This window comes from Paraburkholderia ribeironis (genome assembly GCF_900019265.1).
Classification (GTDB): Bacteria; Pseudomonadota; Gammaproteobacteria; order Burkholderiales; family Burkholderiaceae; genus Paraburkholderia; species Paraburkholderia ribeironis.
The window spans coordinates 1-23,997 of the sequence record NZ_CYGX02000069.1 but is presented as its reverse complement, the minus strand read 5'-3'; the positions used below and the strand labels follow the sequence as shown (position 1 = coordinate 23,997).

Here is a 23,997-nt window from a genome sequence, read left to right as displayed (position 1 = left end):
CGACATGGCGAGCGGCGGCGCAGTTAAGCGACGCAACCAGGCAACGTAACCAGACGACGCAACTACGCGACGCAGCCAGGCACCGCAGTCAAGCGACGCGCTTCACCGACGCTTGACCGCCCACCGCGCCGCTCGACATAAAGCGCTCGCGGATCGACCGGGCGATGCCCGCGGCGTCGAGACCGCATGCAGCGAGCAGCTTGGCCGGGTCCCCATGATCGATGAACCGGTCGGGGAGGCCCAATTGTAGTACGGGTCGCATAACCCCACTTTCGAGCAGGGCTTCGACGCACGCCGAGCCCGCACCGCCCATCACACAGCCTTCTTCGACGGTGACGATGGCGTCGTGCGTTTCGGCCAGATGACGGACCAGATCGGCGTCCAGCGGCTTCACGAAGCGCATGTTCGCGACCGTGGCGTCCAGTTGCTCGGCCGCTGCCAGCGACGGCACGACCATCGTGCCGAACGCCAGGATCGCAATGCGCTTGCCCACCGGCTGCGACGTCTCGCGACGCATCTCGCCCTTGCCGATCGGCAACGCAGCCATCTGCTTGACGGTCGCGACACCCGTGCCGGCGCCGCGCGGATAGCGCACTGCCGTCGGGTTAGGCTGCTGCAACGCGGTGTACAGCATCTGACGACATTCGTTCTCGTCCGCCGGAGCCATCACGGTCATGTTCGGGATGCAGCGCATGAACGCGAGGTCGTAAGCGCCCGCGTGCGTGGCGCCGTCCGCGCCGACCAGCCCGGCGCGATCGATGGCGAACACCACCGGCAGGTTTTGCAGCGCGACGTCGTGAATCAGTTGATCGTAGGCGCGCTGCAGGAAGGTCGAGTAGATCGCCACCACCGGCTTCATGCCGTCCGCGGCGAGGCCGCCGGCGAACGTCACGGCGTGCTGTTCGGCGATGCCGACATCGAAGTAACGGTCCGGGAAGCGCTTCTCGAACTCGACCATGCCCGAGCCTTCACGCATGGCCGGCGTAATGCCGATCACCCGCGAGTCCAGTTCGGCCGCGTCGCACAGCCATTCGCCGAACACCTGCGTGTAGGTCTTCTTCGACGGCGTGGCGGCTGGCTTGATGCCTTCGGCCGGATTGAACTTGCCCGGGCCGTGGTACAGCACCGGATCGGCTTCGGCCAGCTTGTACCCCTGGCCCTTCTTCGTCACGACGTGCAGGAATTGCGGACCACGCAGTTCCTTGATGTTCTGCAACGTCGGGATCAACGAATCGAGGTCGTGGCCGTCGATCGGCCCGATGTAGTTGAAGCCGAACTCCTCGAACAGCGTGGCCGGCACGATCATGCCCTTCGCGTGCTCTTCGAGCTTGCGAGCCAGATCGAGCACCGGCGGCGCAACGCGCAGCACGCGTTCGACGCCCGCGCGGGCGGCCGCGTAGAAGCGACCCGACATCAGGCGCGCCAGATGGCGATTCAACGCGCCGACCGGCGGCGAGATCGACATGTCGTTGTCGTTCAGGATCACCAGCAGCGGCAAGTCGTCTTCGACGCCGGCGTTGTTCATCGCCTCGAAGGCCATGCCGGCCGTCATCGCGCCGTCGCCAATCACGGCGATGCCCATGCGGTTGTCGCCCTGCAGCTTGCTCGCGACCGCCATGCCGAGCGCGGCCGAGATCGACGTGCTGGAGTGCGCGGTGCCGAAGGTGTCGTATTCCGACTCGTCGCGCTTCGGAAAACCCGAGATGCCGCCGAGCTGACGCAGCGTGTGCATCTGATCGCGGCGGCCCGTCAGGATCTTGTGCGGATAGGTTTGATGGCCGACGTCCCAGACGATCCGATCATGCGGCGTGTCGAACACATAGTGCAGAGCAATGGTCAACTCGACCGTGCCGAGGTTGGACGAAAGATGGCCGCCCGTCTGCGATACGCTGTCGAGCACGAAAGCCCGCAACTCGTCTGCAAGCGGTTGCAATTGGCGGCGATCGAGGCGGCGCAGGGCTGCCGGATCGTCGATGGTTTTCAGCAAGTCGTACATCGTCGTTCCATTGTAGGAAAACTTACGCGCCCGCACTTCATTCATGCACCTGGGGATAACAGGTGCGCGGCGGCGGGCTTTCGCGTTTAGCTAACCCGGTTCACCACCAGGTCGGCCAATTCGGCAAGACGCTGCGCGCGCGCGCCGAACGGTACAAGCGCAGCGTGGGCGTCGCTGCGCAACTGCGCTGCGAGCACGCGCGACGCGTCGAGCCCGATAATCGATACATAGGTCGGCTTGCCGTCCTTCGCGTCTTTACCCGCGGTCTTGCCGAGCGTCGCGGAGTCGGTCGTGACGTCGAGAATGTCGTCGACCACCTGAAACGCGAGACCGACAGCGGCCGCATACGCATCGAGCGAACGCAGCGCGTCGGCGTCCGGCGCAACGCCCGCCAGTGCGCCCATGCGCACCGCGGCGCGCAGCAGCGCGCCGGTTTTCATCCGATGCATGGTTTCGAGCTGCGGGCGCGTCAGCGTGTGGCCGACGCTCGCCAGATCGATGGCCTGCCCGCCGCACATGCCGATCGAGCCGCTCGCGAGCGCCAGCTCGCGCACCAGCGAAGCCTGTTGCGGCGCGGCCAGCACGTCCGCCGTCAGCGTAACGAAGGCCTGCGATTGCAGCGCGTCGCCAACCAGCAGCGCCGTGGCTTCATCATATTTGACGTGCACCGTGGGCTTGCCACGACGCAGCGCGTCGTCGTCCATGCATGGCATATCGTCGTGCACGAGCGAATACACATGGATCATTTCCAGCGCCGCCGCTGCCGCATCGAGGCATTCGGCACGCGCGCCGGTCAGCTCGCCAGCCGCGTGGCACAGCAGCGGGCGAACCCGCTTGCCGCCGCCCAACACCGCGTAGCGCATGGCCTCATGCAGTTTCGCGGGCTCGGTGGCCTCGGTCGGCAGGTAATGCTCCAGAGCCGTTTCGACACGTTCGAGTACCGAGCGCGTCCATTGTTCGAAGGTCATAGGTCGTCCCCGCTCTCAGTAGCGGCTGTGCCTGCGGTATTCATGGGCAGCGGCTTGAGCGTCTCGCCGTCGAGCACGCGCACCTGCTGCTCGACCTTTTCGAGCTGTTGCTGGCAAAACGCCACGAGCGCCGCGCCACGCCGATACGCGGTCAACGACTCCTCGAGACTCAGGTTGCCGCCTTCCATGCGGGCCACCAGCGCTTCCAGTTCAGCCTGCGCGGCCTCGTAGTTCTCGGGCAGCGGCGTGGTATCGGACGCAGCAGTGGTATCTTTCGACACGGTCTTCGCCATGAATAGTCGCAAAATTAAAACAAGTCGGACATTCTACGGCAAAAGCGACATTTCCGATCCGCTCGCCACCCTGGCCCTTGGCTGTGCATCCCGCGCCGCCCCTGAAGTCTCTCAGAAAAAAAACGATCGGTCTGCGGCGAAAACGCCGAACTTTCCTAACAATTTTGACCCAAATCAGGTACTTAAGCGCCCCAGAGAGGGGGAAACGGGTATAATCGCGGGCTCCCTAAATCGAATCTTCGATGGTTGGGTTGTTCACTGCTTTCACGTCTTCATCGGGAGTGGGAATGTCCAATCTGAGCAATGCATTGCAGTTGCGGTCTGTTCACAGCCAGCTGCCAGTCACGGCTTACTTTGACGAAGCGCTTCTTACGCGCGAAATCGACACCCTTTTCAAGAAAGGTCCTCGCTACATCGGCCACGAACTCATGGTGCCCGAAGCGGGGAATTATTTTGCCTTGCCCAGCGAAAGCGAGGGGCGCGTGCTCGTCCGCAACCAGCAGTCGCAAGTCGAACTGCTGTCGAACGTGTGCCGCCATCGGCAAGCCATCATGCTCAACGGCCGCGGCCAGACCGGGAACATCGTCTGCCCGCTGCACCGCTGGACCTACGACCTGAACGGCCAGCTGCTCGGCGCACCGCATTTCGCGGACAACCCATGCCTGAATCTCGGCGCGACGCCGTTGCAGAACTGGCAAGGGCTGCTGTTCGAAGCGCAGGGACGTGACGTGGCGCGCGATCTGGCGCGCCTCGGTACCCGCCAGCACTTCGATTTTTCGGGCTTCATGTTCGACCACGTCGAAGTGCACGAGTGCAACTACAACTGGAAGTCCTTTATCGAGGTCTATCTGGAGGACTACCACGTCGCGCCGTTCCATCCGGGGCTCGGCAGCTTCGTCAATTGCGACGACCTGACGTGGGAATTCGGCGACTGGTACAGCGTCCAGACGGTCGGCGTGCACAAGGCTCTGGAGCAGCCGGGCAGCCCGACCTATCGCAAGTGGCACGACGAAGTGCTGCGCTTTCGCGGTGGCAATCCGCCCGAGTTCGGCGCGATCTGGATGGTGTATTACCCAGGCATCATGATCGAATGGTATCCGCACGTGCTGGTGGTGTCGTGGCTGATCCCGCGCGGTCCGCAGAAGACCACCAACGTAGTGGAGTTCTATTACCCTGAGGAAATCGCGCTGTTCGAGCGCGAGTTCGTCGAAGCCGAGCGCGCTGCCTATATGGAAACAGCCCGCGAGGACGACGAGATCGCCGAACGCATGGACGCCGGCCGCCGCGCGCTGATGGAGCGCGGCGAATCGCAGGTCGGCCCGTATCAGAGCCCGATGGAAGACGGCATGCAGCACTTCCACGAGTTCTTGCGGCGCGAAGTCGGCACGATCTGATCGCGTGCGAGCCGCGTTTGATTCGAATTCTCGCGCAAGTGGCATCGGCGCATGGAAAGACGGGCTTCGGCCCGTCTTTTTTGTTTAGACTAACAACATAGGTCGGCCATCCGCTCGCGACGCCACGACGCCCGACCGGAGCCATCATCGCCCGCATCGAGGAGACGCAGCCATGCCCCACACTCACTACACCACTCTGATCTCCGCGACCAACCTCGCGGAACGGCTCACCGCCGCGCCGGGCAGTGTGTTCGTCATCGACTGCCGGTTCGATCTGACCGACACGGAAGCCGGCGAGAAAGCGTATCTGGCGGGCCATCTGCCGGGCGCGCATTACCTGCATCTCGATCGCGATCTGTCAGGGCCGAAGAACGGCGCGAACGGGCGGCATCCGCTGCCGGATCGCGTGCGGCTGATGGAAACGCTGGAGTCGCGCGGCCTGAAGCAGGGCCAGCAAGTGGTCGCTTATGACGCGCAGGCCGGCATGTACGCGGCGCGCGTCTGGTGGCTGCTGCGCTGGCTTGGACATGATGCGGTGGCGCTGCTCGACGGCGGTCTGCAGGCGTGGCAGGCCGCTGGCCAGCCATTGACGCAAGACGTGCCGGCCCAGAACACCGGCGACTTCAAGGTCGGCGCACCGCTGTCCGTCACGGTCGATGCGCAAACGGTCGAGCGAAATCTCGGTTCGAAGGAGCGCGTGGTGGTCGACGCGCGCGCGGCCGATCGCTATCGCGGCGAAAACGAGACGCTGGATCGCGTCGGCGGCCACATCCCCGGCGCCCTCAATCGCTTCTACAAGGACAACCTCACCGCCGACGACCGCTTCAAGCCCGCTCATACGCTGCGCGAGGAATTCCACGCGCTGCTCGGCGACACGCCGCCGGAACATGTGATCCTGCAATGCGGCTCCGGCGTGACGGCGTGCATGAACGCGCTGGCGATGGAGGTCGCCGGTCTGCATGGCGCGGCATTGTACGCCGGGTCGTGGAGCGAATGGAGTTCCGATCCGCAGCGGCCGGTCGCCACGGGCCCGAATCCTTGAGCGCGAACCGGGCTAAGCGGTAAGCAAAAGGCCGTTGCCACGCATGCGTGGCAACGGCCTTTTCAATTTTGCGAGCGCGGCGGACCGCAGCAAACCACGCAGCCTCGGGCTTGCGCGTCGCGCGTCAACTCACCCCATGCTGTTTGAACCATGCCAGCGCCCGGCGCCAGCCATCCTCGGCATCGGCCTTCCGGTAGCTCGGCCGGTAATCCGCGAAGAATGCGTGGCCCGCGTCGTCGTACACGACGAATTGCGACCCGCGCCCCGCCTGCGGACCTTGCGCGATGGCCTGTTTCATCTGCCCGAGCGTGTCTTGCGGAATGCTTTGATCCTGTAGCCCGTAGAGCCCCAGCACCGGCGCATGCAGATCGCCGACCAGGTCGAGCGGATTTTCCGGCGTGGTCGCGCTCTTGGCGCCCGTCACACGCCCATACCAAGCCACGCCCGCCTTCAACCGCGGGTTGTGTTCGGCGTATAGCCATGCAATCCGCCCACCCCAGCAAAAGCCGTCCACCCCGAGCCGGTTCAGATCGCCGCCATGCTCGCCGGCCCATGCGGCGGTCGCGTCGAGATCGCTCATGACCTGCGCGTCCGGCACCTTGCTGACCAGTTGCTCGTTCAACTGCTGCATGCTCTTGAAGACGGTCGGATCGCCCTCGCGTTGGTACAGGTCGGGGGCGATCGCCAGATAGCCGTGCTTGGCGAAGCGCCGGCACACATCGGCGATATGCTCGTGCACGCCGAAGATCTCATGCACGACGATGATCACCGGCAAGTCCGTCTTGCCCTTGGGCTGCGCGCGATACGCCGGCACTAGCGTGCCGCCTGAGTGCACCGCCACTTCGCCGGCTTCGAGGCCGTCGCTATCGGTATGGATGGTTTGCGCCGAGACCGGCAGCACGGCCGCCGCGAAACCGGTGCCGAGCGCGGCCTTGATGAAAGTGCGTCGATTGAAGGGAACGTGGGGGACCAGGCTATCGATGTCGGGATTCAGCATGCGGCGCTCCTCGGTTGATTGTTAGAGGCAACAGGATACGCCTCGCGCGCATCCTGTTGCAGAAACAACCAACCACCGCGCGTCAGTGCAGCTTGACCCGTGGCAGCGTCGTGCGGCGCAGCCAGTGCGCGAAGGTATCGAGCACCATCCGCGCGTAGCCGTGCAATGCGGCGATGTGCAGCCGGTACAACGACATGTACATGAAGCGCGCGAACAGCCCCTCGATCAGCATGCTGCCGCCGATCACCCCGCCCATCAGATTGCCGACCGCGCTGAAGTGTCCAAGCGACACCAGCGAGCCGAAGTCGCGATACGTGAACTCCGGCAGCGGCTTGTTATCGAGCCGCGCCGCCAGCGCCTTCATCAAAAAGCTCGCTTGCTGATGCGCGGCCTGCGCACGCGGCGGCACGTTGCGCTCGTTGCCCGGCCACGGACAGGCGGCGCAATCGCCGAGCGCGAAGATGTTGTCGTCGAGCTCGGTTTGTAGCGTGCGGCGCACGTTGAGCTGGCCCAGCCGGTTGACCGGCAGGCCATCGAGCTGGCTGAGAATGGCCGGCGCCTTGATGCCCGCCGCCCACACCGTCAGGTCGGCGCGCACGGTCTTGCCGCTCGCGGTGCGGATGATGCCGGGCGCCACCTCGGCCACCGTCTCCCCGGTCATCAGCTTCACGCCGAGCTTGGTGAGCAGCTCGGCGGTGGCCGTCGAGACGCGCTCCTGCAAGGCCGGCAAAATGCGCGGCCCGGCCTCGATCAGCACGATGCCGACGTCATGCCGCGGATCGAGCTTGTGCAAACCATACACGGACAACACCTGGGCGGTATTGCGCAACTCGGCCGACAGTTCGACTCCCGTCGCGCCGCCGCCGACGATCGCCACCTGAATGCGCGGCTCGCCCGATGCCGAGGTGCCCGGGTTCGATTCGACAGGCTCATGCACCTGATGCTCGGCACGCATGCAGGCCGCGATCAGGCGTTTGCGAAAGCGTTCGGCCTGTTCGACCGTGTCGAGCGCGAGCGAGAATTCCGCTGCGCCTTTCACGCCGAAGAACGCCGTGGTACTGCCGATCGCGATGATCAGCGTGTCGTACTCGAGCTCACGTTCGGGCAGCAGTTCGGCGCCGTCGTCGTCGAGCACGGTGCCAAGCGTAATACGCCGGTTCGCGCGATCCAGACCGCACAGCTCGCCCTGCTGGAATTCGAAATCATGCCAGCGCGCCTGCGCCGCATATTCGAGCTCCTGCGTGAACGGGTCCATGCTGCCTGCCGCCACTTCATGCAACAGCGGCTTCCAGATATGCGTCGGATTGCGGTCGACGAGCGTGACCTGCGCTCGCTGGCCGCCTTTGTTCTTCTGGTTTCCATAGCGATCACCAAGGCGTGTCGCCAGTTCCAGCCCTCCCGCACCCCCGCCAACGACGATGAACCGATGCATTGAACTCTCCGTGTTTGCCGATGAATTATGCGTCGCGCCGGCGCGTCGTCGCGCCGGCTTTCAGCGATTGTCCGCGAGCAACACGGTTTGTCACAAGCCATCAATACGGATGTGTGACATGCACACGACGCTATCGCGCGCTGTCATGCGCCCGTCAATGCGCTTCTTCCCAGTTCAGACCCGCGCCCACTTCGGCGACCAGCGGCACTTTGAGGCTGGTGACACCGCACATCAGCTCGGGCAGGCGCTTGCGCACCGCGGACAATTCCTCGTCCGGCACTTCGAGAATCAGTTCGTCGTGCACCTGCATGATCATGCGCGTGCCGATGTTCGATTCTTCGATCCACTGCTGCACGGCGATCATCGACAGCTTGATCAGATCGGCGGCCGTGCCTTGCATCGGCGCGTTGATCGCGGCGCGTTCGGCGGCCTGGCGACGCGGACCATTGCCGCCATTGATCTCCGGCAGCCACAGACGGCGGCCGAACACCGTCTCGACGTAACCCTTGGCCTTCGCACTCGAACGGGTCTCGTCCATATAGCGAGCGACGCCAGGATAACGCGCGAAATAGCGGTCGATATACAACTTGGCGGCGTCGCGCGTGATGCCGAGGTTGGACGCGAGGCCGAACGCGCTCATGCCATAAATCAGGCCGAAATTGATGACCTTGGCCACGCGCCGCTGATCGCTCGACACTTCGAGCGGCGTCACGCTGAAGATTTCCGCAGCGGTGGCGCGGTGAATGTCCTCACCTTGCGAGAACGCGCGCAGCAGCGATTCGTCGCCGGAGATGTGCGCCATGATGCGCAGCTCGATCTGCGAGTAGTCCGCCGAAACCAGCTTGTGGCCCGCCGGTGCAATGAACGCTTCGCGAATGCGGCGGCCTTCGCCGCTGCGCACCGGGATGTTCTGCAGATTCGGATCGTTCGACGCCAGCCGTCCCGTCACCGCGACGGCCTGCGCATAGTTCGTATGCACGCGGCCCGTTTGCGCGTTGACCATGCGCGGCAGCTTGTCGGTGTAGGTCGACTTCAGCTTCGACAGGCCGCGGTGTTCAAGCAGGATCTTCGGCAGCGGATAATCTTCGGCGAGTTTTTGCAGCACTTCTTCGTCGGTGGACGGCGCGCCGCTCGGGGTCTTCTTGACCACTGGCAGCTCCAGCTTCTCGAAGAAGATCTGGCCGATCTGCTTGGGCGAACCCAGGTTGAACTCGCCGCCGGCCAGCACGTACGCTTCGCTTTCCAGCTGGATCAGACGCGTGGCGATCTCGCTGCTTTGCTGGCGCAGTTTTTCCGCGTCGATCAGCACGCCCGTGCGCTCCATCTTGCGCAACACCCGCGAGGTCGGCACTTCGATCGCGCGGTAGACGTAGTCGAGCGCCTTGTCCGTGGCCACTTGCGGATACATCGCCTGATGCAGGCGCAAGGTGATGTCGGCGTCTTCCGCCGCGTACTCGGCGGCCTTCTCCAAGGCGACTTCGTCAAAGCCGATCTGCTGCGCGCCCTTGCCCGCCACATCTTCGTATTTGATCGTCTTGATGCCGAGATGACGCAGCGCGAGACTGTCCATGTCGTGTGAACGGTGCGACTCGAGCACGTACGATTGCAGCAGCGTGTCGTGTTCGATGCCGCGCATTTCGATGCCGTAGTTCGCCAGCACCTGCTCGTCGTACTTCAGATGCTGACCGACCTTCTTGTGGTCGGCACTTTCCAGCCACGGCTTGAGCTTCGCCAGCACCTCGTCGCGCGGCAGTTGCACCGGCGCGTCCGGGCCGCGATGGGCGAGCGGCACATAGGCGGCGCGCCCGGCTTCCACCGATAACGACAGGCCCACGATCTGCGCGGTCATCGGGTCGAGCGAGGTGGTTTCGGTATCGAACGAGGTCAGTGCGGCCGCGTTGATCTTGGCGAGCCACGCGTCGAACTGCTCCCACGTCTGCACGGCGTCGTAATGCCGTTCATGGTCCACCGAGAGTGCCGGCGGCACGTCGGTTTCCGGGCCTTCCACCGCGTCGGCGATTTCCACTTCGCGCAGCCAGGTCTTGAAGCCGTGGCGCGTGAACAGATCGCGCAGCTCCTCGCGCGATTCCGGCCGGCTTGCCAGGTTTTCCTCGAACGACGCAACATGGCCGGTCAAATCGCAATTGCGCTCGACGGTAACCAGCTTGCGCGCCATCGGCAGGAAATCGAGCGCACGTCGCAAATTGTCTCCTACCGCACCTTTGATCTCGTCCGCGTGTGCGACGATGCCATCTAGCGACTCGAATTGCGTGAGCCATTTGAGCGCGGTTTTCGGCCCGCATTTCTCGACGCCCGGCACGTTGTCGACGGTATCGCCGATCAGCGACAGGTAGTCGATGATGCGCTCCGGCGGCACGCCGAACTTGGCGATCACGCCGGCACGGTCGAGCTTTTCGTTGGTCATCGTATTGACGAGGGTGACTTGATCCGACACGAGCTGCGCCAGATCCTTGTCCCCAGTTGACACGATCACGTTCATGCCATGCCGTTCCGCTGCGGTGCTGAGCGTGCCGATCACGTCGTCGGCCTCGACGCCTTCGATCATCAGCAACGGCCAGCCGAGCGCGCGCACCGCGACGTGAATCGGCTCGATCTGGCGCGAGAGGTCATCCGGCATCGACGGGCGGTTGGCTTTATAGTCCGGGTACCAGTCGTCGCGAAATGTTTTGCCCTTGGCGTCGAACACGCACGCGCTATACTCTGCGGTGACTTCCTTGCGCATGCGCCGCAGCATGTTGATCATCCCGTAGAGCGCACCCGTCGGACCACCTTCGGGACCGCGCAGATCGGGCATCGCATGGTAGGCCCGGTACAGATAACTCGAACCGTCGACCAATAGCAGGGTCTTACCTTCCAGGTTTCGTTCTTCAGGCATTATGACTAAGAGAAAAGTGATTCCGAGTCTGCGGTCGCTCGCAGATCAAGAGCGCGCAACGGCCAAGAAGGCCCGCGCATCGTGGCAAATGTTCACGATTATGGCAGAGTTTATCGAGGCGACCGAGTACCTGTCGGAGATTCGCCCGGCTGTCAGCATGTATGGTTCAGCGCGCCTGAAACCGAACTCGCCGTACTACAAACTCGCCACGCAAATCGCACGCAAGCTTTCCGATGCGGGCTTCGCGGTGATCTCGGGCGGCGGCCCCGGCATCATGGAAGCGGCCAACAAGGGCGCGCATGCGGGCAAGGCGCCTTCGGTCGGCCTGAACATCGAACTGCCGCACGAGCAATCGGGCAATCAGTGGCAGGACATCTCGCTGCGCTTCCGCCATTTCTTCACGCGCAAGGTCACGTTCGTGAAGAACTCGGATGCGGTGATCGTGATGCCAGGCGGCTTCGGCACGCTCGACGAACTCGCCGAAGTACTCACGCTGATTCAAACCAAGAAATCGCGCCACGTGCCGATCATTCTGGTGGGCGCGCAGTTCTGGGAAGGCCTGCTTGAGTGGTTCAAGAACCAGCTCACGCCAATGGGGCTGATCAATCCGACCGACATCGATCTGATGCAGGTGATCGACGATCCGGACCAGGTGCTCGAAGCAGTGCTGAAGTTCTACGAAGACCGTGAAGAAGCCGAGCCGCATCCGGCCAGGTCGGATGAAGACCGGATGTTCTATCTGTGATGTGACGTTGCACGCTTCGCGCTGTGGTGCGAAGCGTCTGCGCAACTCATGACGGCACGCAAGTTGTGGCGGGCGGCCTGCGGGCCGCCCGCTTCGTTTCATCGATCGGTTTCCGGTTCGGCGCCAGGTCGTCCCACGCGCGCCATCCAGGCCGCTTACTGAAACGCCACTTCGGCGAAACTGCGCAACTTGCGGCTATGCAAACGGTGCAGCCCGTTCATCCGCAATAGCTCCATCGCCTTCACGCCGATCTGCAGATGCTGATCGACCTGCGCGCGATAGAACTGATCGGCCATGCCCGGCAGCTTCAGTTCGCCGTGCAGCGGTTTGTCCGACACGCACAGCAAGGTGCCGTAAGGCACCCGGAAACGGAAGCCGTTCGCGGCGATCGTCGCGCTTTCCATATCGAGTGCAATCGCGCGGCTTTGCGACAGCCGTTGCACCGGCTCGCGATGATCACGCAACTCCCAGTTGCGGTTGTCCACGCTCGCCACCGTGCCGGTACGCATCACGCGCTTCAACTCCGCGCCATCGAGCTGCGTGACCTGCGCGACCGCGCGTTCGAGCGCCACCTGCACTTCGGCGAGCGCCGGAATCGGCACCCACAACGGCAGATCGGCGTCGAGCACATGGTCCTCGCGCACATAGCCGTGCGCCAGCACGTAATCGCCGAGGCGCTGCGTGTTGCGCAGACCCGCGCAGTGACCGAGCATGATCCACGCATGCGGACGCAGCACCGCGATGTGATCGGTAATGGTCTTGGCGTTCGACGGCCCGACGCCGATGTTGATCATCGTGATGCCGCTGCCGTCCGCGCGCTTCAGGTGATACGCGGGCATCTGCGGCAGACGCGGCGGCGCCGTGCCCTCCTGCGCCTGTTCGCCGAGATTCTCGTTGTACGTGATCACATCGCCGGGCTCGACGAACGAGGTGTACTCGCTTCGATAGGCGCGCAGCTCTGCGTCGTCGGCATGAGCCATCATCGTGCGGCCGAGCTTGACGAACTCGTCGATATAGAACTGGTAGTTCGTGTACAGCACGTAGTTCTGGCAATGCGTGGGCGAAGTGGCCGTGTAGTGCTTGAGCCGATGCAGCGAGAAATCGACCCGCGCCGCCGTGAACAGCGCGAGCGGATGCGGCTCGCCCGACAACGGCTCGTACGTGCCGTTGACGATGCGGTCGTCGAGCAGCGCGAGGTCGGGCGTATCGAACACGTCGCGCATCAGGAACAGGCGCTCGCGATCCAGATCGCCTTCGAGGTGAATGCCTTCGGCGAACGCGAAATGAATCGGAATCGGCTGGTTCGACACGCCGACTTCGATCTGCACGTGATGGTTCTTCGCCAGCAGACGCAGTTGCTCGCGATAGTAGTTGCCGAACAGATCGGGCCGCGTGACGCTGGTCTCGAACACGCCCGGACCCGCGACGAAACCATACGAGCGGCGCGAGTCGATGTGCGTGTTGACTTCGGTGCACACGCGCACGAACGGATAGCACGCGCGCACGCGGCTCTCGAACTGTTCGTTGCGGCGATAGCGCGCGAACGCATCGCGCAGAAACGATGTGTTCGCCTCGTAAATCGCCGACAGACGGGTGACCGCCTCGGCCGCGTCGTCGAAGGACTCGGTTGGGAAGCTGTTGGCGGGAGTCTGCACCGCGCGTTGATTGGTATCTTTGTTCATCGTCATGAGCCCCTGATCATGAGACGACATTACCACGGAACCCGTGCTCGCCAAATCACCTCGTGACGCTTGCAACACGGCCGCCACATCGCTCGCGAGCTTGCCGGCGCGCCGGGCGAAAGCGGCGCAAAATAGGGCAATCACGCCCGAACGCCAGGCTGGATTTGCTAGAATCGGGGCACCCTATTGGAGAATCACCATGAAGCCGTTCCTTCCCGTCGCCGTTGCACTGGCCCTCGCCTTTAGCAACGCCGCGATGGCCGCCCAGCCTGTCGATGACACTCCGCCCCCCGGCGCGCCCCAGTCCGCCAATGAACGGGCCGGGCTGCCCGACCTGGCGAAGATCAATCGGCCGGCCGCCGAGGTCAGCTCGAAGGTCGAAATCAACGTGCCGCGCACGCCGAGCTTCTACGAACGCAGCGCCAACGGCACCGAAATTACCGAATACCGCGACAAGGGCAAGCCGGTTGAAATCAACGTGCATTCGAACCTCGGCACGCGCTATCAGATGAGCGCGCCGCTCGACACGTCGCCCGCCGTGCACGACAACGGCCATCCCAGCACCCGTTTGCCGTCGGTGAATCTGCACTACTGATGCAGGCCGGGGCGGCGGCCCGGCGTGAGTCGCCGTCCTGGTTGCACGCGCTGCGCGAGGCGGCATCCGGGCTTTCGACCTGGCAGCCGGGTTTCATCCTCGTGATACGGCGCTGCGATGCCGGCTACGCTCCGGCCCCGATTGTCCTTGCTCAATACCGTTTTTCTGCACCGCATTTAGCGCCCATCGCACTGGCCGCCTCGCGCCAGCCCGATCAACCTGATTCGACGTTTCCCGCATGGCTGTCTTCACCGCTGTCAACGAACCCCAACTAGCAGAATGGATGCGTCACTACGATCTCGGCGATGTCGTCGAGTTTCGCGGCATCTCGTCCGGTATTGAGAACAGCAACTTCTTTCTGACGACCACGCGCGGCGAATACGTCCTGACGATTTTCGAAAAGCTGACGGCCGAGCAACTGCCCTTCTACCTCGATCTGATGCGACATCTGGCCGCTCATCGCGTGCCGGTGCCGGACCCGATGCCGCGCCTCGACGGCGCGCTGTTCGGGCTGCTGCTCGGCAAGCCCGCGGCCATCGTGACCAAGCTCGAAGGCAAGCCGGAGTTGGCGCCGGGCGTCGAACACTGTATCGAAGTCGGGCAAATGCTGGCCCGCATGCACCTCGCGGGACGCGATTACACGGCGTATCAGCCGAATCTGCGCAGCCTGCCGTGGTGGCAAGAAACCGTGCCGACCATCCTGCCGTATCTGGAAGGCGAGCAACGCGACCTGCTGTCGTCTGAACTCGCCCATCAGGAAGCGTTCTTCGCATCGGCCGACTACGCCGCGCTGCCCGAAGGCCCCTGCCACGCCGATCTGTTCCGCGACAACGCGATGTTCGCGCATGCCGCGCCGGAGACCGGCCACGAAGTGCGCCTGGGCGGATTCTTCGACTTCTATTTCGCCGGTTGCGACAAGTGGCTGTTCGACGTCGCGGTGACGGTCAACGACTGGTGCGTCGACCTCGTCACCGGCAAGCTGGACGACGTGCGCACCGAGGCCATGCTGCGCGCGTATCAGACCGTGCGCCCGTTCACCGTCGAAGAAAACCGCCATTGGGGCGACATGTTGCGAGCGGGCGCGTACCGGTTCTGGGTCTCACGCCTGTATGATTTTCATATGCCGCGCGCGGCCGAGTTGCTCAAGCCGCACGACCCCGGCCATTTCGAACGCATTCTGCGCGAACGCCTGTCCGGCGTTGCGCATCCAGGCATCCATACTCCATGCAACTGATCGAAGTCCCCGCGAAAACCGGCTATGTGTGGTTCCGGCAGGGTATCTGGCTGTTCCGCAAGAACCCGCTCGCATTCCTGACGCTGTTCTTCACCTACCTACTGGTGATGACGCTCGTGTCGCAGATTCCGGTGATCGGCGGTGTGCTGCCGCTCGCGTTCATTCCGGGCGTCGCGGTCGGCTTCATGGCGGCGTGCCGCAACACGATCGCCGGCAAGCCGGTGTTCCCGACCATTCTGGTGGACGGCTTTCATTCCTACGGGCCAGTGGTCACGCGACGGCTGCTGGTGCTTGGCGTCCTCTATGTCGTCGCGATGGCGCTGGTGCTGGCCGGATCCGCGCTCGCCGACGGCGGCATGCTGCTGAAAGTGATGCTCGGCAGCAGCGCGCTGGACCAGGAAGCGATTGCCAACAGCAATATCCCGTTCGCGGTGATCACGGCTTTGGCGTTCTATATTCCGGTTGCGATGCTTTTCTGGTTCTCGCCGATTCTCGCGGCTTGGCATGACGTGCCGCCCGTCAAGGCGATGTTTTTCAGCGTCGTCAGCTGCTGGCGTAATCGCGGCGCGTTCATCGTGTTCGGCGCGCTCTGGTTCGCGGTCGCGATGACGGTGTCGCTCGGGCTGTCCGCGCTGATGCAGGCGCTCGGCGCGGCCGACTTCGCGTTCGCGGTCCTGATGCCCGCGACGATGATCGTCACGACCATGCTGTACTGCTCGTTCTACGCGACCTATCGCGGCTGCTTCGGTGTGCAAACGCCGGAGACGCCAGACCTCCCGACCACGCCGGCCGCCTAGACGCCGGCCTGAATACCGCTCACGCGCGGGCGCTATTCCGGCGCCCGCCCTGGCGCTGCCAGGGCGTCTCCCTTCTCCCGCTTCGCTCTCTATCGGCACTCGTCAACCTGCATCGATTTGCGGCACAATGGTTTGCGCGCAATCGATTTGCACGCTTCTTCACACGAGATGCATCATGACCCAGCGCCCCGCTTTGCCCTTTACGCTCGACGAGCAACTCTGCTTCGCCCTCTATTCGACGTCGCTCGCGATGACGAAGGCGTACAAGCCGCTACTCGACAAGCTCAGCCTCACCTATCCGCAATATCTGACCATGCTGGTGCTATGGGAGAGCGACGACGTCACGGTCAAGGACATGGCCGCCCGCCTGAATCTCGACCCGGCGACAGTCACGCCGCTGCTCAAGCGCCTCGAGGCGCAAGGGCTGCTGGAGCGCGTACGCGGCGTCGACGATGAACGGCTCGTGTATATCCGGCTCACCAAAGCGGGCGCGTCGCTCAAGCGCCAGGCGCGCGAGGTGCCCGCGCAAATCCTCTGTGCGACCCAGCAGACGCCGGAATTCCTGCTGGCCCTGCGCGACGATCTGACCCGTCTGCGCGCCACGCTCAACGATTACATGGATCTATAGCCAGCCTGCCGCAAAACGCACGCTATCGTGTCGATGCAAAAATTCATTTGTACACAAATGATTTGTGTACTATTCTAGCCGCATGCCGCTTCGATAGCGCTGCGCCAGAACGGCGAGCCAGCACGCAACGGCAACCATGCGGATCCTGATAACCCAGACAAGGAGCAGCACCATGAACATTCTCTACAAAGCAAGCGCAACGAGTACAGGTGGCCGCGATGGCCGTGCGGTATCGTCGGACAATGCGTTGGACGTCAAGCTGGCCGCGCCGCGTGAACTGGGCGGCAACGGTGCCGCCGGCACGAATCCGGAGCAACTCTTTGCCGCCGGCTACTCGGCGTGTTTCCTGAGCGCGATGAAGTTCGTCGCTGGTCAGCGCAAGCAGTCTTTGCCGGCTGATACGCAAGTAGCCGCCGATGTGGGCATTGGCCCGAACGACAAAGGCGGCTTCGCGCTCGATATCGATCTGCGCATTTCGCTACCGGGCCTGCCGGCCGATGCAGCGAAGGAACTGGTCGACGCGGCGCATCAGGTGTGCCCGTATTCGAACGCCACGCGCGACAACGTCGCAGTGCGTTTGCAAGTCGCGTAAGCCGCAACGTCGAACAGGAAGCGCCAGCGAGGCGCAAGCGGCATGGCGCCACCGCGCCGCTTCGACCAGTGCCTGCACCCTGGCAGGGCAGAGGCGGGCGCTGGTCCGTTTGGCGAGCATGGTATGGAACTGTGGCGTTCATCCGCGCGGCCCGCAGTGGTCCACTTCGGACTGCCAATAGCGTATCGCTCGCCTCGACGGAACGTACCGATGGCGCCGGTCCGAGAAGTGAACGACTCCTTCAATATCGGTCTGGTCTGGTTTCGCCGCGACCTGCGCAACACGGACAACGGCGTCTTCATTACGCGCTCAAGCCGCGTGGAATTGCGTAAGGATGATCCGGCGCCAATCGTCGGTCATGCGGAGGCGCGTATGCGCACCCGGACCCGATGCGGCAAGTGGGCGCCCGCTTACAGGTTTGATCGAGCGCGGTGTTCCAGCCGGCCCGGACCGTGGCCCGTGCTTTACGTGCTGTTGGTGGTGATGTCGATTTCCGCGTTGCGCGTGTGGAAGCGCGAACGCCTGAGCGCCGCGATCGTTTGCGGATGAGATGAGGTGGGTGGTGCGGTTACCGTTCGACGCAGCGTGGATGTGGCTCTTTTGCGGCCTGCATCGACCGGACGTAGCCCGAGGCGACATCGTGATCCCGCTGGCTCCGATCGTCGCGCCGACGTTTGCATTTTGGCGACGGGCCCGCTGGGGAGGCGGACTGCTTGACCATACATCGCCTGGACGGCGTTCGCCGCGGTGTTGAATCACGCGTTGCGGCAAGTGAATCCGGCTGTTCAGGCGTGTGGCAGCGCACCGGACGGCTGACAGCAGCCTAAGCGACTCGCCCCGTGCACCGGCGTCTCACTACGCGCCGATGCGTTGGCTCGCCCAGCTTAGTGCTGGGTCATCCACGACGGTTGACGAACATTCCCTTCGCGGTCCAGCTTGCGCATGCGGAACTCGAGATCGTACAGATCGGTGGCCTCGGCCAGGAATGCGTCGGCGCGCTCTTTCGCGAGTTGATCCGGAGATTTGGTCAAAAACAGGAACAGGCGGGTAAGCAGATACATGGTCGACCTCGGCAATGGAATTTAGGCATCAACGCCTAAGGGATAACCCGTATTATAGGGAAAACCCTAGGGTCGCGCTACTACTCATTGTCGAAGTGTTGTTCCAGCCTCACTGCCCGGCGGATGAGGCCACCGTGGCGGCGCTTTCGGCGATACGGCCCGCGCCCGTGCGGCGCTGGTGCCTGAAGAATTCCCATACCAGGGTGCTGGCGTCCGGGCCCTTGGCGGAATGAAACGGCACGGCGTCATCGCCGCCGCTCCACGCGTGCGCGAGTCCTTGCACACGGCACAGCCGCACCACGCGCCGGCCGCCGCGCACATAATCGCGCGTCACCATGCCGCCCTTGCGGTCTTCCCGCACTTCGCCGGATTTGCGGGCGCCGTTCACATCGATGATCCGGTTCAGGCGCAGGAACTGCTCCGCCAACTGCTCGGCATTGACCGGCGCGACCACGTGATCAGCGTCGCCATGGATGACAACGGCCGGCATGCCAGGGTAATTTGCCACGTCGGTGGTTTCGTCGACCAGCACGGCCGGCTCGCGCCGCGCGCCGCGTCGCATCACGTCCATCGCGGTGATGCCGGAACGGGCCTCGCCGAAAGCGGGGCCGGAATGCAGCGCGACCGCGGCGAAACGTTCCGGATATTTGACGGCCAGAAGCGCCGTCAGGCCCGCACCAGCGGATATGCCGGCCACATAGACACGCTCACGGTCGAATCCATCCTGCGCGACCAGCGCATCCACCAGCGACACCACCGCCCGCGCCTCGGCCCCGCCCGCGCTGTCGCCCGCGTCGTACCAGTGCCAGCAACGGTGCGAATGCGCATGCTTCGACTGTTCCGGGTACACCACGGCAAAACCGAAGCGGTCGGCCAGCACGTTCATCCGCGTGCCTTCGGCGAATTCGTCGATCGTCTGTGTGCAGCCATGCAGCATCACGACCAGCGGCATTGCCTCGAGCGCATGGCCTGAAGGGATATACAGCCCGTACTGCAGATGATTGACCAGCCGTCCGGGAGCGGCAGGCGCTGAATGGAAGGAGCGCGTCCATGAACCGCTCGCCCACGCCGACGCGCGTGGCCGCACCCGTGACTCGCGGACGGCCGTGAGCGGTGCTTCGCGTTTGGCCGGCGCGCGCATCGCCGCCGCCGCCGACGGCCGAGCCTTGGCCGACGGTTTGTTGACGGCGGGCCGCGTCGTAATACGGCGTGTCGTCTTTTTAGCGTGCTCGGTCTGGATGGCGAGCAGCCGCTTCAGACCGCGCAGCCAGATTTTCGATAGGCTTTTTGCCATCGGTGGGTAGCCTCGCAAAAAGGGGCAGAAACCGCTCGCTAAAGCTGCGAACGATGCATTGTTGTGCAATGCACAATAACACCATTCTCCATGCAATGCTGGAAGCCCGGGACGAAACGTCAGTCCGAAATTCGATCCAGTGACCCGGGCAGTGCCGTCGTCGAACTGCAACGATGCCTGTTCTGCCACGAGCATTTGGCGGACAAATGCGCGCGGCGCAACAAGACCGGCGTGCGACACCCGTCTATACTGGCGGCTTGATTCGTTGATATGTGTAGCCTGCCCGTGTCGGCGATTCGCACCGCTCGCGCGTTGATTTTTCACCAATCCGATTCCACGCGGCCCCGGCCGCATTCCTGCGATGCCCGATTTACCTGTTCATCTGTGGTATTCGATCACCAGCCTTGGCGGCGCCGGCATGACGCTCCCGCTCGCGGTCGCCATCGCGCTGTGGCTGGCGGTCGGCTACCCATGGCGCATGGCCGCGGGCTGGCTGCTGCTGCTCGGCGCGGCGATCGGCGTGGTGACGGTGACCAAGCTGGCATTCCTCGGCTGGGGCGTTGGCATACGGGAGCTGGATTTCACCGGCGTCAGCGGCCACGCGATGCTGTCCACCGCCGTCTATCCGGTCGTCATGTTTCTGATGCTGCTGCCTGCGCGCCCCGCCATCCGTCTGCTCGGCGTGCTGCTCGGGCTGGCCGCGGGCGTGGCGGTGGGTTTGTCGCGGGTCGCGCTGAGCGCGCACTCGCCGTCTGAAGCGGTCACCGGCTGTCTGGTCGGCGCATTGGCTGCGCTGGTGTTCGTGCGCATGGCGTGGAATGCCGCGCCGGGCCGTTTGTCCGCGTTGCCCGTCGCCGTCAGCATGGTGGTCCTCGCGCTGCTGATGCACGGCGTGCACGTGCCGACTCAGCGCTGGGTCACCCACATTGCGCTGAAAGTGTCGGGCCATGACAGGCCGTTCATTCGCGCCAAATGGAGGGCGGTGCGCGATGTCGGCCCGGGCGCCCCACCTTTGTCGCAAACGCTCAATACGCTCGTGCCACTGCACACGGCCGACGTCTGAGACGCCCGCCCGCAGCGTTTTTGCGGCGCTGGGGTGCACCGACGCCTGCACATATCCACTCGCGCCGCTGAGCCCCTGCCAGCGCTCAATCCTTCACGCCGAGTATCACGCTCGAGGCCTTGAACGCCGCCACAGCGCAGGCGCCTTCCACGAGGCCGAGCGCGTCGACGCTTTCATTGGTGACGACCGCGGTGATGACCGCACCACCCCCGAGCACCAATGACACTTCTGCATTCACCGCGCCGCGTTTCACGCTCTGCACGGTGCCGCGCAGCTGGTTGCGCGCCGACAGCCTGAGCGGCGCGCCGCTTTCGTCTTCGACCAGCAGCACGACCCACGACGCCTTGATCAACGCGAACGCTGACGTGCCTACGGCGAGGCCGAGCGCTTCGGTGCTCTCATGCGTGAGCACGGCGACGATCGTCTGACCGCCGGGCAGCGCCAGCACGACTTCGTCGTTGACGGTGCCGCGCGTGATCGCCGACACCGTGCCGTAGAACTGATTGCGCGCGCTCGTCTTCACGCCGATCCGGCCGATCAGGTCCCAATCCGTCGCGAAACCTTCGATCGCCGCGCCCGCGCGTTCGAGAAAGCGCCGATGCTCGCGCTCAACCGCGCGAAACGTCTCGATCAGCTTGACGGCGCGCGGCGTGAGCGTGGTGCCGCCACCGCCTTTGCCGCCCGTCAGGCGCACGACGAGCGGCTCGCCGGCGAGGTTGTTCATGGTGTCGACCGCATCCCACGCGCCTTTGTAGCTCATGCCGACGGCTTTCGCCGCGCGGGTGATCGACCCGGTCTCGCCGATCGCCGCGAGCAGCGCGATTCGTGACGCGCCGCCGAGCGTCTGCGCGCCGGCCTGAAACCAGACGGAGCCGCTGAGTTCGAGGGATTCGCGACGGGGATCGGTGGGCTCAGTGGGCTCGGATGTCATGGCGAAGAACGGTCGAAGGTCCGCGAAAGAACGGCGAATTATTATAGCGATGCGAATCAACGGCTCGAATGTTAGCGGCCGCTGTCATAAAGCGCGGCGGGAAAGCTGCCGATGGGCTGCCCGTCGGCGCTGACGGGCCAGCTTTCCCGCTGAGCGCCAGGTTCCCTCGCCATGAGGTTTGGCGTGAAATTCAGACCGCGTACTGCGCAACCCCATTGCCGAACGACAGACGATATAGCATCAGCGGGTAACGGCCCAAAGCCGATCCAGGCAACGAGTCGGGCGCTCCACAGCAGATCACTATCCGCTGCTCGTCAGGCCTTCGGCCGAGGTCGGGCCAATTGCGCTCACCTGTTCATCCCGCAGAGCGGTCATTCGGACGGGTGGCTCGTTCCGAAACCTGCCAGACAGGCTACAAATGCATTTCGGCCCAAACCGACGGTCGCCGAGCGGATAGCGTGCGGCGGCGGCAGGTCGCTTTGCTGATATTCGCAAACCAGGTGCCGGTGAATGCCAGCTATCGCTATTAATGAATGAGTCTTGCCGAGCCGTTCCGGTCTCTCGGTTTCCTTCAAAGCGGCCACTCAGTGCCGAAAACTCCAGGTCTGGCGCGGCGTGTACTATGTACATTCTCAGACATGGGACGGCTCATGAGGAAAAGCTTACTAACCACGTCAAGCCGCGCCACGCTGGCGACGGAAGTCGTCGGAAGCGGAGACCCGATTGTCTTTTTGCACGCGCGGGTCGCGGACCGCAGGATGTGGGGCCACCAGATGCGCGAAATTGGCGCTAGCCACCAAGCTATTGCCTATGATCGACGCGGATTTGGCGAAACTGTTGCCGAAGCAGAGGACCATTCTGCCGTTGAAGATTTGATCGCCGTTATGGATTCGGTGACAGGCGGATCCCCTGCAATACTCGTGGCCTGTTCTCAAGGCGGAGGCATAGCACTCGACGCAGCTCTTCGATATCCGTCGTACGTTCGCGCTCTCGTTCTTATCGCGCCGAATGTGACAGGTGCGCCGAAAATGACCCATGCAGCGCGGGTTGAGGATTTAGTTGCCCGTTTAGCGGAGGCGGAAGCGGAAGCGGAAGCGGAAGCGGAAGCGGAAGCGGAAGCGGAAGCGAATAATAATATTGAAGAGGCCATCGCGATTCGAACGAGTCTCTGGCTTGATGGTCCGTTTCAACCTGAGGGTCGCGTGACGGGTGAACCTCGCAAGCTGTTTGACAAGATGAACTTCGTTGCTCTCGGTTTGCCGCCGACGGGCACGAACACTGATGCACCGATCGCATACGGGCGGTTGGAAGAAGTAACGGTACCGACGTTGGTGATGTGTGGGGACCTCGACCTTCCCGGTATTCAGGAGCGAAGTCGTTACGTCGCGACTAACGTATCTCGCGCGACGTTTCACCAAATAGCAGGTACCGCCCATTTGCCGAGCCTTGAACGGCCGCAGGAAGTCACGAGCGTGATCGCGGATTTCATCGATCAATGTAAAGAGCAACAATAGCTGAGGTAGCGAAACGCTGACGAGGATATTCCTCCTGTGGATTGGTTGCGCAGCCTTACCCGTGCATTTGTTCATCGATGATAAAGTCTGCGACTCTCATCGCGTCCACCGAGTTGCCGTCCACGTCGGACCACGCACGAATCGCGCGATTGACTTTAGTTAGTGCGGTGACAGCAAGTAGTACGGCGTCGGTCTCGGTGATCTTGCCTTCAAGATCATCTGCCAGGTAATCCGCAACACGTAGAGCCGCGTCGATTAGATTGCTGTCGTCAATCAAGTCAGTCAATACCGCATGAACCATTGCGAGACAAGCATCTTTGCGTGCAAGTGCGATATCTGTCATGAGGCTCTCCAGAGTCGAGCTGACTGGTTAGCGAACTTTGGCGGCCGCGTAGAACAAAGCAAACGCGACTGCGGCCATCACTGCGACGACTACGGCAAAGGCGATATCAGATGAAAGCCGCCACAGCGTTGTGGCGCTATCGGGCACTTTATAGTTCAAAACGGAGCGACTTCCAACGCGCGTCGGCTTCCCCGCACGAAATACTCCATCGCTCGAAGTCGCGTCATGGCCTCCTGAAACTGTTGTCCGCGCCAAGCTGTCCCGCCAACGTGTCCCCCCATCGGAACAACGCGCGAATATCGGCCGAAGCAGACGTTCCAAAAAAAGGCACAGCGGCGGCATGAACACATACACCACGCGTCGGTAAGCGGAATACTGTTGCTGTCGAATCCTGATCGATGGACTAAACCGCTCGCGCGGTAGGGGCTACGGTCTGACACCGGAGGTCAGGGAGAGGCCGGTCACGCGGCTTTATGTTGGCGCATGAGGCAATCCGCCTC

Annotated in this window: 23 protein-coding genes; 12 read left to right on the top strand and 11 right to left on the bottom strand. The window is 63.4% G+C overall.

Annotated elements, in window-relative coordinates; translation table 11 throughout:
- Nucleotides 1-88: 88 nt before the first annotated feature.
- From dxs to BN2475_RS26690, 3 genes are all read right to left on the bottom strand, one after another.
- A complete protein-coding gene (gene dxs, locus BN2475_RS26700) occupies nucleotides 89-1,996 on the bottom strand; it encodes a 1-deoxy-D-xylulose-5-phosphate synthase (RefSeq protein WP_094782464.1) in 1,908 nt (635 codons plus the stop codon).
- An 86-nt stretch (nucleotides 1,997-2,082) separates the two neighbouring features.
- Nucleotides 2,083-2,964 carry a polyprenyl synthetase family protein gene (locus tag BN2475_RS26695; RefSeq protein ID WP_094782463.1) on the bottom strand — a complete coding sequence of 294 codons (882 nt, stop codon included), beginning with the start codon at nucleotides 2,962-2,964 and terminating at the stop codon, nucleotides 2,083-2,085.
- Nucleotides 2,961-3,257 (bottom strand): exodeoxyribonuclease VII small subunit, encoded by a 297-nt coding sequence (locus tag BN2475_RS26690; protein ID WP_094782462.1) that lies wholly within the window; start codon nucleotides 3,255-3,257, stop codon nucleotides 2,961-2,963. Before BN2475_RS26690 ends, BN2475_RS26695 begins: the two co-directional genes overlap by 4 nt.
- 287 nt (nucleotides 3,258-3,544) lie before the next feature.
- On the opposite strand from BN2475_RS26690, the gene BN2475_RS26685 reads away from it, so the two are divergent.
- Both BN2475_RS26685 and BN2475_RS26680 read left to right on the top strand, forming a co-directional pair.
- The gene (locus BN2475_RS26685; RefSeq protein WP_094782461.1) at nucleotides 3,545-4,651 is read left to right on the top strand and encodes an aromatic ring-hydroxylating oxygenase subunit alpha; all 1,107 of its coding nucleotides are present in this window, start codon (nucleotides 3,545-3,547) and stop codon (nucleotides 4,649-4,651) included.
- 172 nt (nucleotides 4,652-4,823) lie between these two features.
- Complete coding sequence (locus BN2475_RS26680) at nucleotides 4,824-5,693, top strand: sulfurtransferase (RefSeq protein WP_094782460.1); 870 nt, start codon at nucleotides 4,824-4,826, stop codon at nucleotides 5,691-5,693.
- A gap of 124 nt (nucleotides 5,694-5,817) precedes the next feature.
- On the opposite strand, the gene BN2475_RS26675 is transcribed toward BN2475_RS26680, so the two are convergent.
- The 3 genes from BN2475_RS26675 to polA form a co-directional block, all read right to left on the bottom strand.
- Nucleotides 5,818-6,690, bottom strand: a complete 873-nt coding sequence (locus BN2475_RS26675; RefSeq protein WP_094782459.1) for a dienelactone hydrolase family protein — start codon at nucleotides 6,688-6,690, stop codon at nucleotides 5,818-5,820.
- Nucleotides 6,691-6,772: 82 nt separating this feature from the next.
- Nucleotides 6,773-8,122 (bottom strand): NAD(P)/FAD-dependent oxidoreductase, encoded by a 1,350-nt coding sequence (locus BN2475_RS26670; protein WP_094782458.1) that lies wholly within the window; start codon nucleotides 8,120-8,122, stop codon nucleotides 6,773-6,775.
- A gap of 154 nt (nucleotides 8,123-8,276) precedes the next feature.
- Nucleotides 8,277-11,018, bottom strand: coding sequence for a DNA polymerase I (gene polA, locus BN2475_RS26665; RefSeq protein ID WP_094782457.1), 2,742 nt, complete (start codon nucleotides 11,016-11,018; stop codon nucleotides 8,277-8,279).
- A gap of 1 nt (nucleotide 11,019) precedes the next feature.
- On the opposite strand from polA, the gene BN2475_RS26660 reads away from it, so the two are divergent.
- Entirely contained in the window at nucleotides 11,020-11,763 is a 744-nt protein-coding gene (locus tag BN2475_RS26660; RefSeq protein ID WP_094782456.1) for an LOG family protein, read from the top strand.
- 155 nt (nucleotides 11,764-11,918) lie between these two features.
- Here BN2475_RS26660 and BN2475_RS26655 read toward each other — a convergent pair whose 3' ends face one another.
- Entirely contained in the window at nucleotides 11,919-13,445 is a 1,527-nt protein-coding gene (locus tag BN2475_RS26655; protein WP_094782501.1) for an AMP nucleosidase, read from the bottom strand.
- 199 nt (nucleotides 13,446-13,644) lie between these two features.
- On the opposite strand from BN2475_RS26655, the gene BN2475_RS26650 reads away from it, so the two are divergent.
- The 7 genes from BN2475_RS26650 (at nucleotide 13,645) to BN2475_RS35810 (ending at nucleotide 18,045) form a co-directional block, all read left to right on the top strand.
- The gene (locus tag BN2475_RS26650) at nucleotides 13,645-14,040 is read left to right on the top strand and encodes a hypothetical protein (RefSeq protein WP_094782455.1); all 396 of its coding nucleotides are present in this window, start codon (nucleotides 13,645-13,647) and stop codon (nucleotides 14,038-14,040) included.
- Between the two features lie 238 nt (nucleotides 14,041-14,278).
- Nucleotides 14,279-15,274, top strand: a complete 996-nt coding sequence (locus BN2475_RS26645) for a homoserine kinase (protein WP_094782454.1) — start codon at nucleotides 14,279-14,281, stop codon at nucleotides 15,272-15,274.
- Complete coding sequence (locus BN2475_RS26640; protein ID WP_094782453.1) at nucleotides 15,265-16,071, top strand: BPSS1780 family membrane protein; 807 nt, start codon at nucleotides 15,265-15,267, stop codon at nucleotides 16,069-16,071. Before BN2475_RS26645 ends, BN2475_RS26640 begins: the two co-directional genes overlap by 10 nt.
- Before the next feature lie 175 nt (nucleotides 16,072-16,246).
- Complete coding sequence (locus BN2475_RS26635; RefSeq protein ID WP_094782452.1) at nucleotides 16,247-16,699, top strand: MarR family winged helix-turn-helix transcriptional regulator; 453 nt, start codon at nucleotides 16,247-16,249, stop codon at nucleotides 16,697-16,699.
- A gap of 172 nt (nucleotides 16,700-16,871) precedes the next feature.
- The gene (locus BN2475_RS26630; protein ID WP_094782451.1) at nucleotides 16,872-17,291 is read left to right on the top strand and encodes an organic hydroperoxide resistance protein; all 420 of its coding nucleotides are present in this window, start codon (nucleotides 16,872-16,874) and stop codon (nucleotides 17,289-17,291) included.
- 210 nt (nucleotides 17,292-17,501) lie between these two features.
- Nucleotides 17,502-17,840, top strand: a complete 339-nt coding sequence (locus tag BN2475_RS35815) for a hypothetical protein (RefSeq protein WP_245841612.1) — start codon at nucleotides 17,502-17,504, stop codon at nucleotides 17,838-17,840.
- Between the two features lies 1 nt (nucleotide 17,841).
- The gene (locus BN2475_RS35810; protein ID WP_342744656.1) at nucleotides 17,842-18,045 is read left to right on the top strand and encodes a tryptophan-rich sensory protein; all 204 of its coding nucleotides are present in this window, start codon (nucleotides 17,842-17,844) and stop codon (nucleotides 18,043-18,045) included.
- Nucleotides 18,046-18,175: 130 nt separating this feature from the next.
- Here the strand turns inward: BN2475_RS35810 and BN2475_RS26620 are convergent, their stop codons facing one another.
- Nucleotides 18,176-18,352: a DUF3563 family protein gene (locus tag BN2475_RS26620; RefSeq protein WP_094782450.1), complete on the bottom strand. Its 177-nt coding sequence runs from the start codon at nucleotides 18,350-18,352 to the stop codon at nucleotides 18,176-18,178.
- A 109-nt stretch (nucleotides 18,353-18,461) separates the two neighbouring features.
- The gene (locus BN2475_RS26615) at nucleotides 18,462-19,646 is read right to left on the bottom strand and encodes an extracellular catalytic domain type 1 short-chain-length polyhydroxyalkanoate depolymerase (protein ID WP_094782449.1); all 1,185 of its coding nucleotides are present in this window, start codon (nucleotides 19,644-19,646) and stop codon (nucleotides 18,462-18,464) included.
- Nucleotides 19,647-20,007: 361 nt separating this feature from the next.
- On the opposite strand from BN2475_RS26615, the gene BN2475_RS26610 reads away from it, so the two are divergent.
- Entirely contained in the window at nucleotides 20,008-20,709 is a 702-nt protein-coding gene (locus BN2475_RS26610; protein WP_094782448.1) for a phosphatase PAP2 family protein, read from the top strand.
- Between the two features lie 85 nt (nucleotides 20,710-20,794).
- Here the strand turns inward: BN2475_RS26610 and BN2475_RS26605 are convergent, their stop codons facing one another.
- A complete protein-coding gene (locus BN2475_RS26605) occupies nucleotides 20,795-21,640 on the bottom strand; it encodes a TOBE domain-containing protein (protein WP_094782447.1) in 846 nt (281 codons plus the stop codon).
- Between the two features lie 650 nt (nucleotides 21,641-22,290).
- On the opposite strand from BN2475_RS26605, the gene BN2475_RS26600 reads away from it, so the two are divergent.
- The gene (locus tag BN2475_RS26600; RefSeq protein WP_162844500.1) at nucleotides 22,291-23,154 is read left to right on the top strand and encodes an alpha/beta fold hydrolase; all 864 of its coding nucleotides are present in this window, start codon (nucleotides 22,291-22,293) and stop codon (nucleotides 23,152-23,154) included.
- Between the two features lie 55 nt (nucleotides 23,155-23,209).
- Here the strand turns inward: BN2475_RS26600 and BN2475_RS26595 are convergent, their stop codons facing one another.
- A complete protein-coding gene (locus BN2475_RS26595; RefSeq protein WP_094782445.1) occupies nucleotides 23,210-23,497 on the bottom strand; it encodes a hypothetical protein in 288 nt (95 codons plus the stop codon).
- Nucleotides 23,498-23,997: the final 500 nt, after the last annotated feature.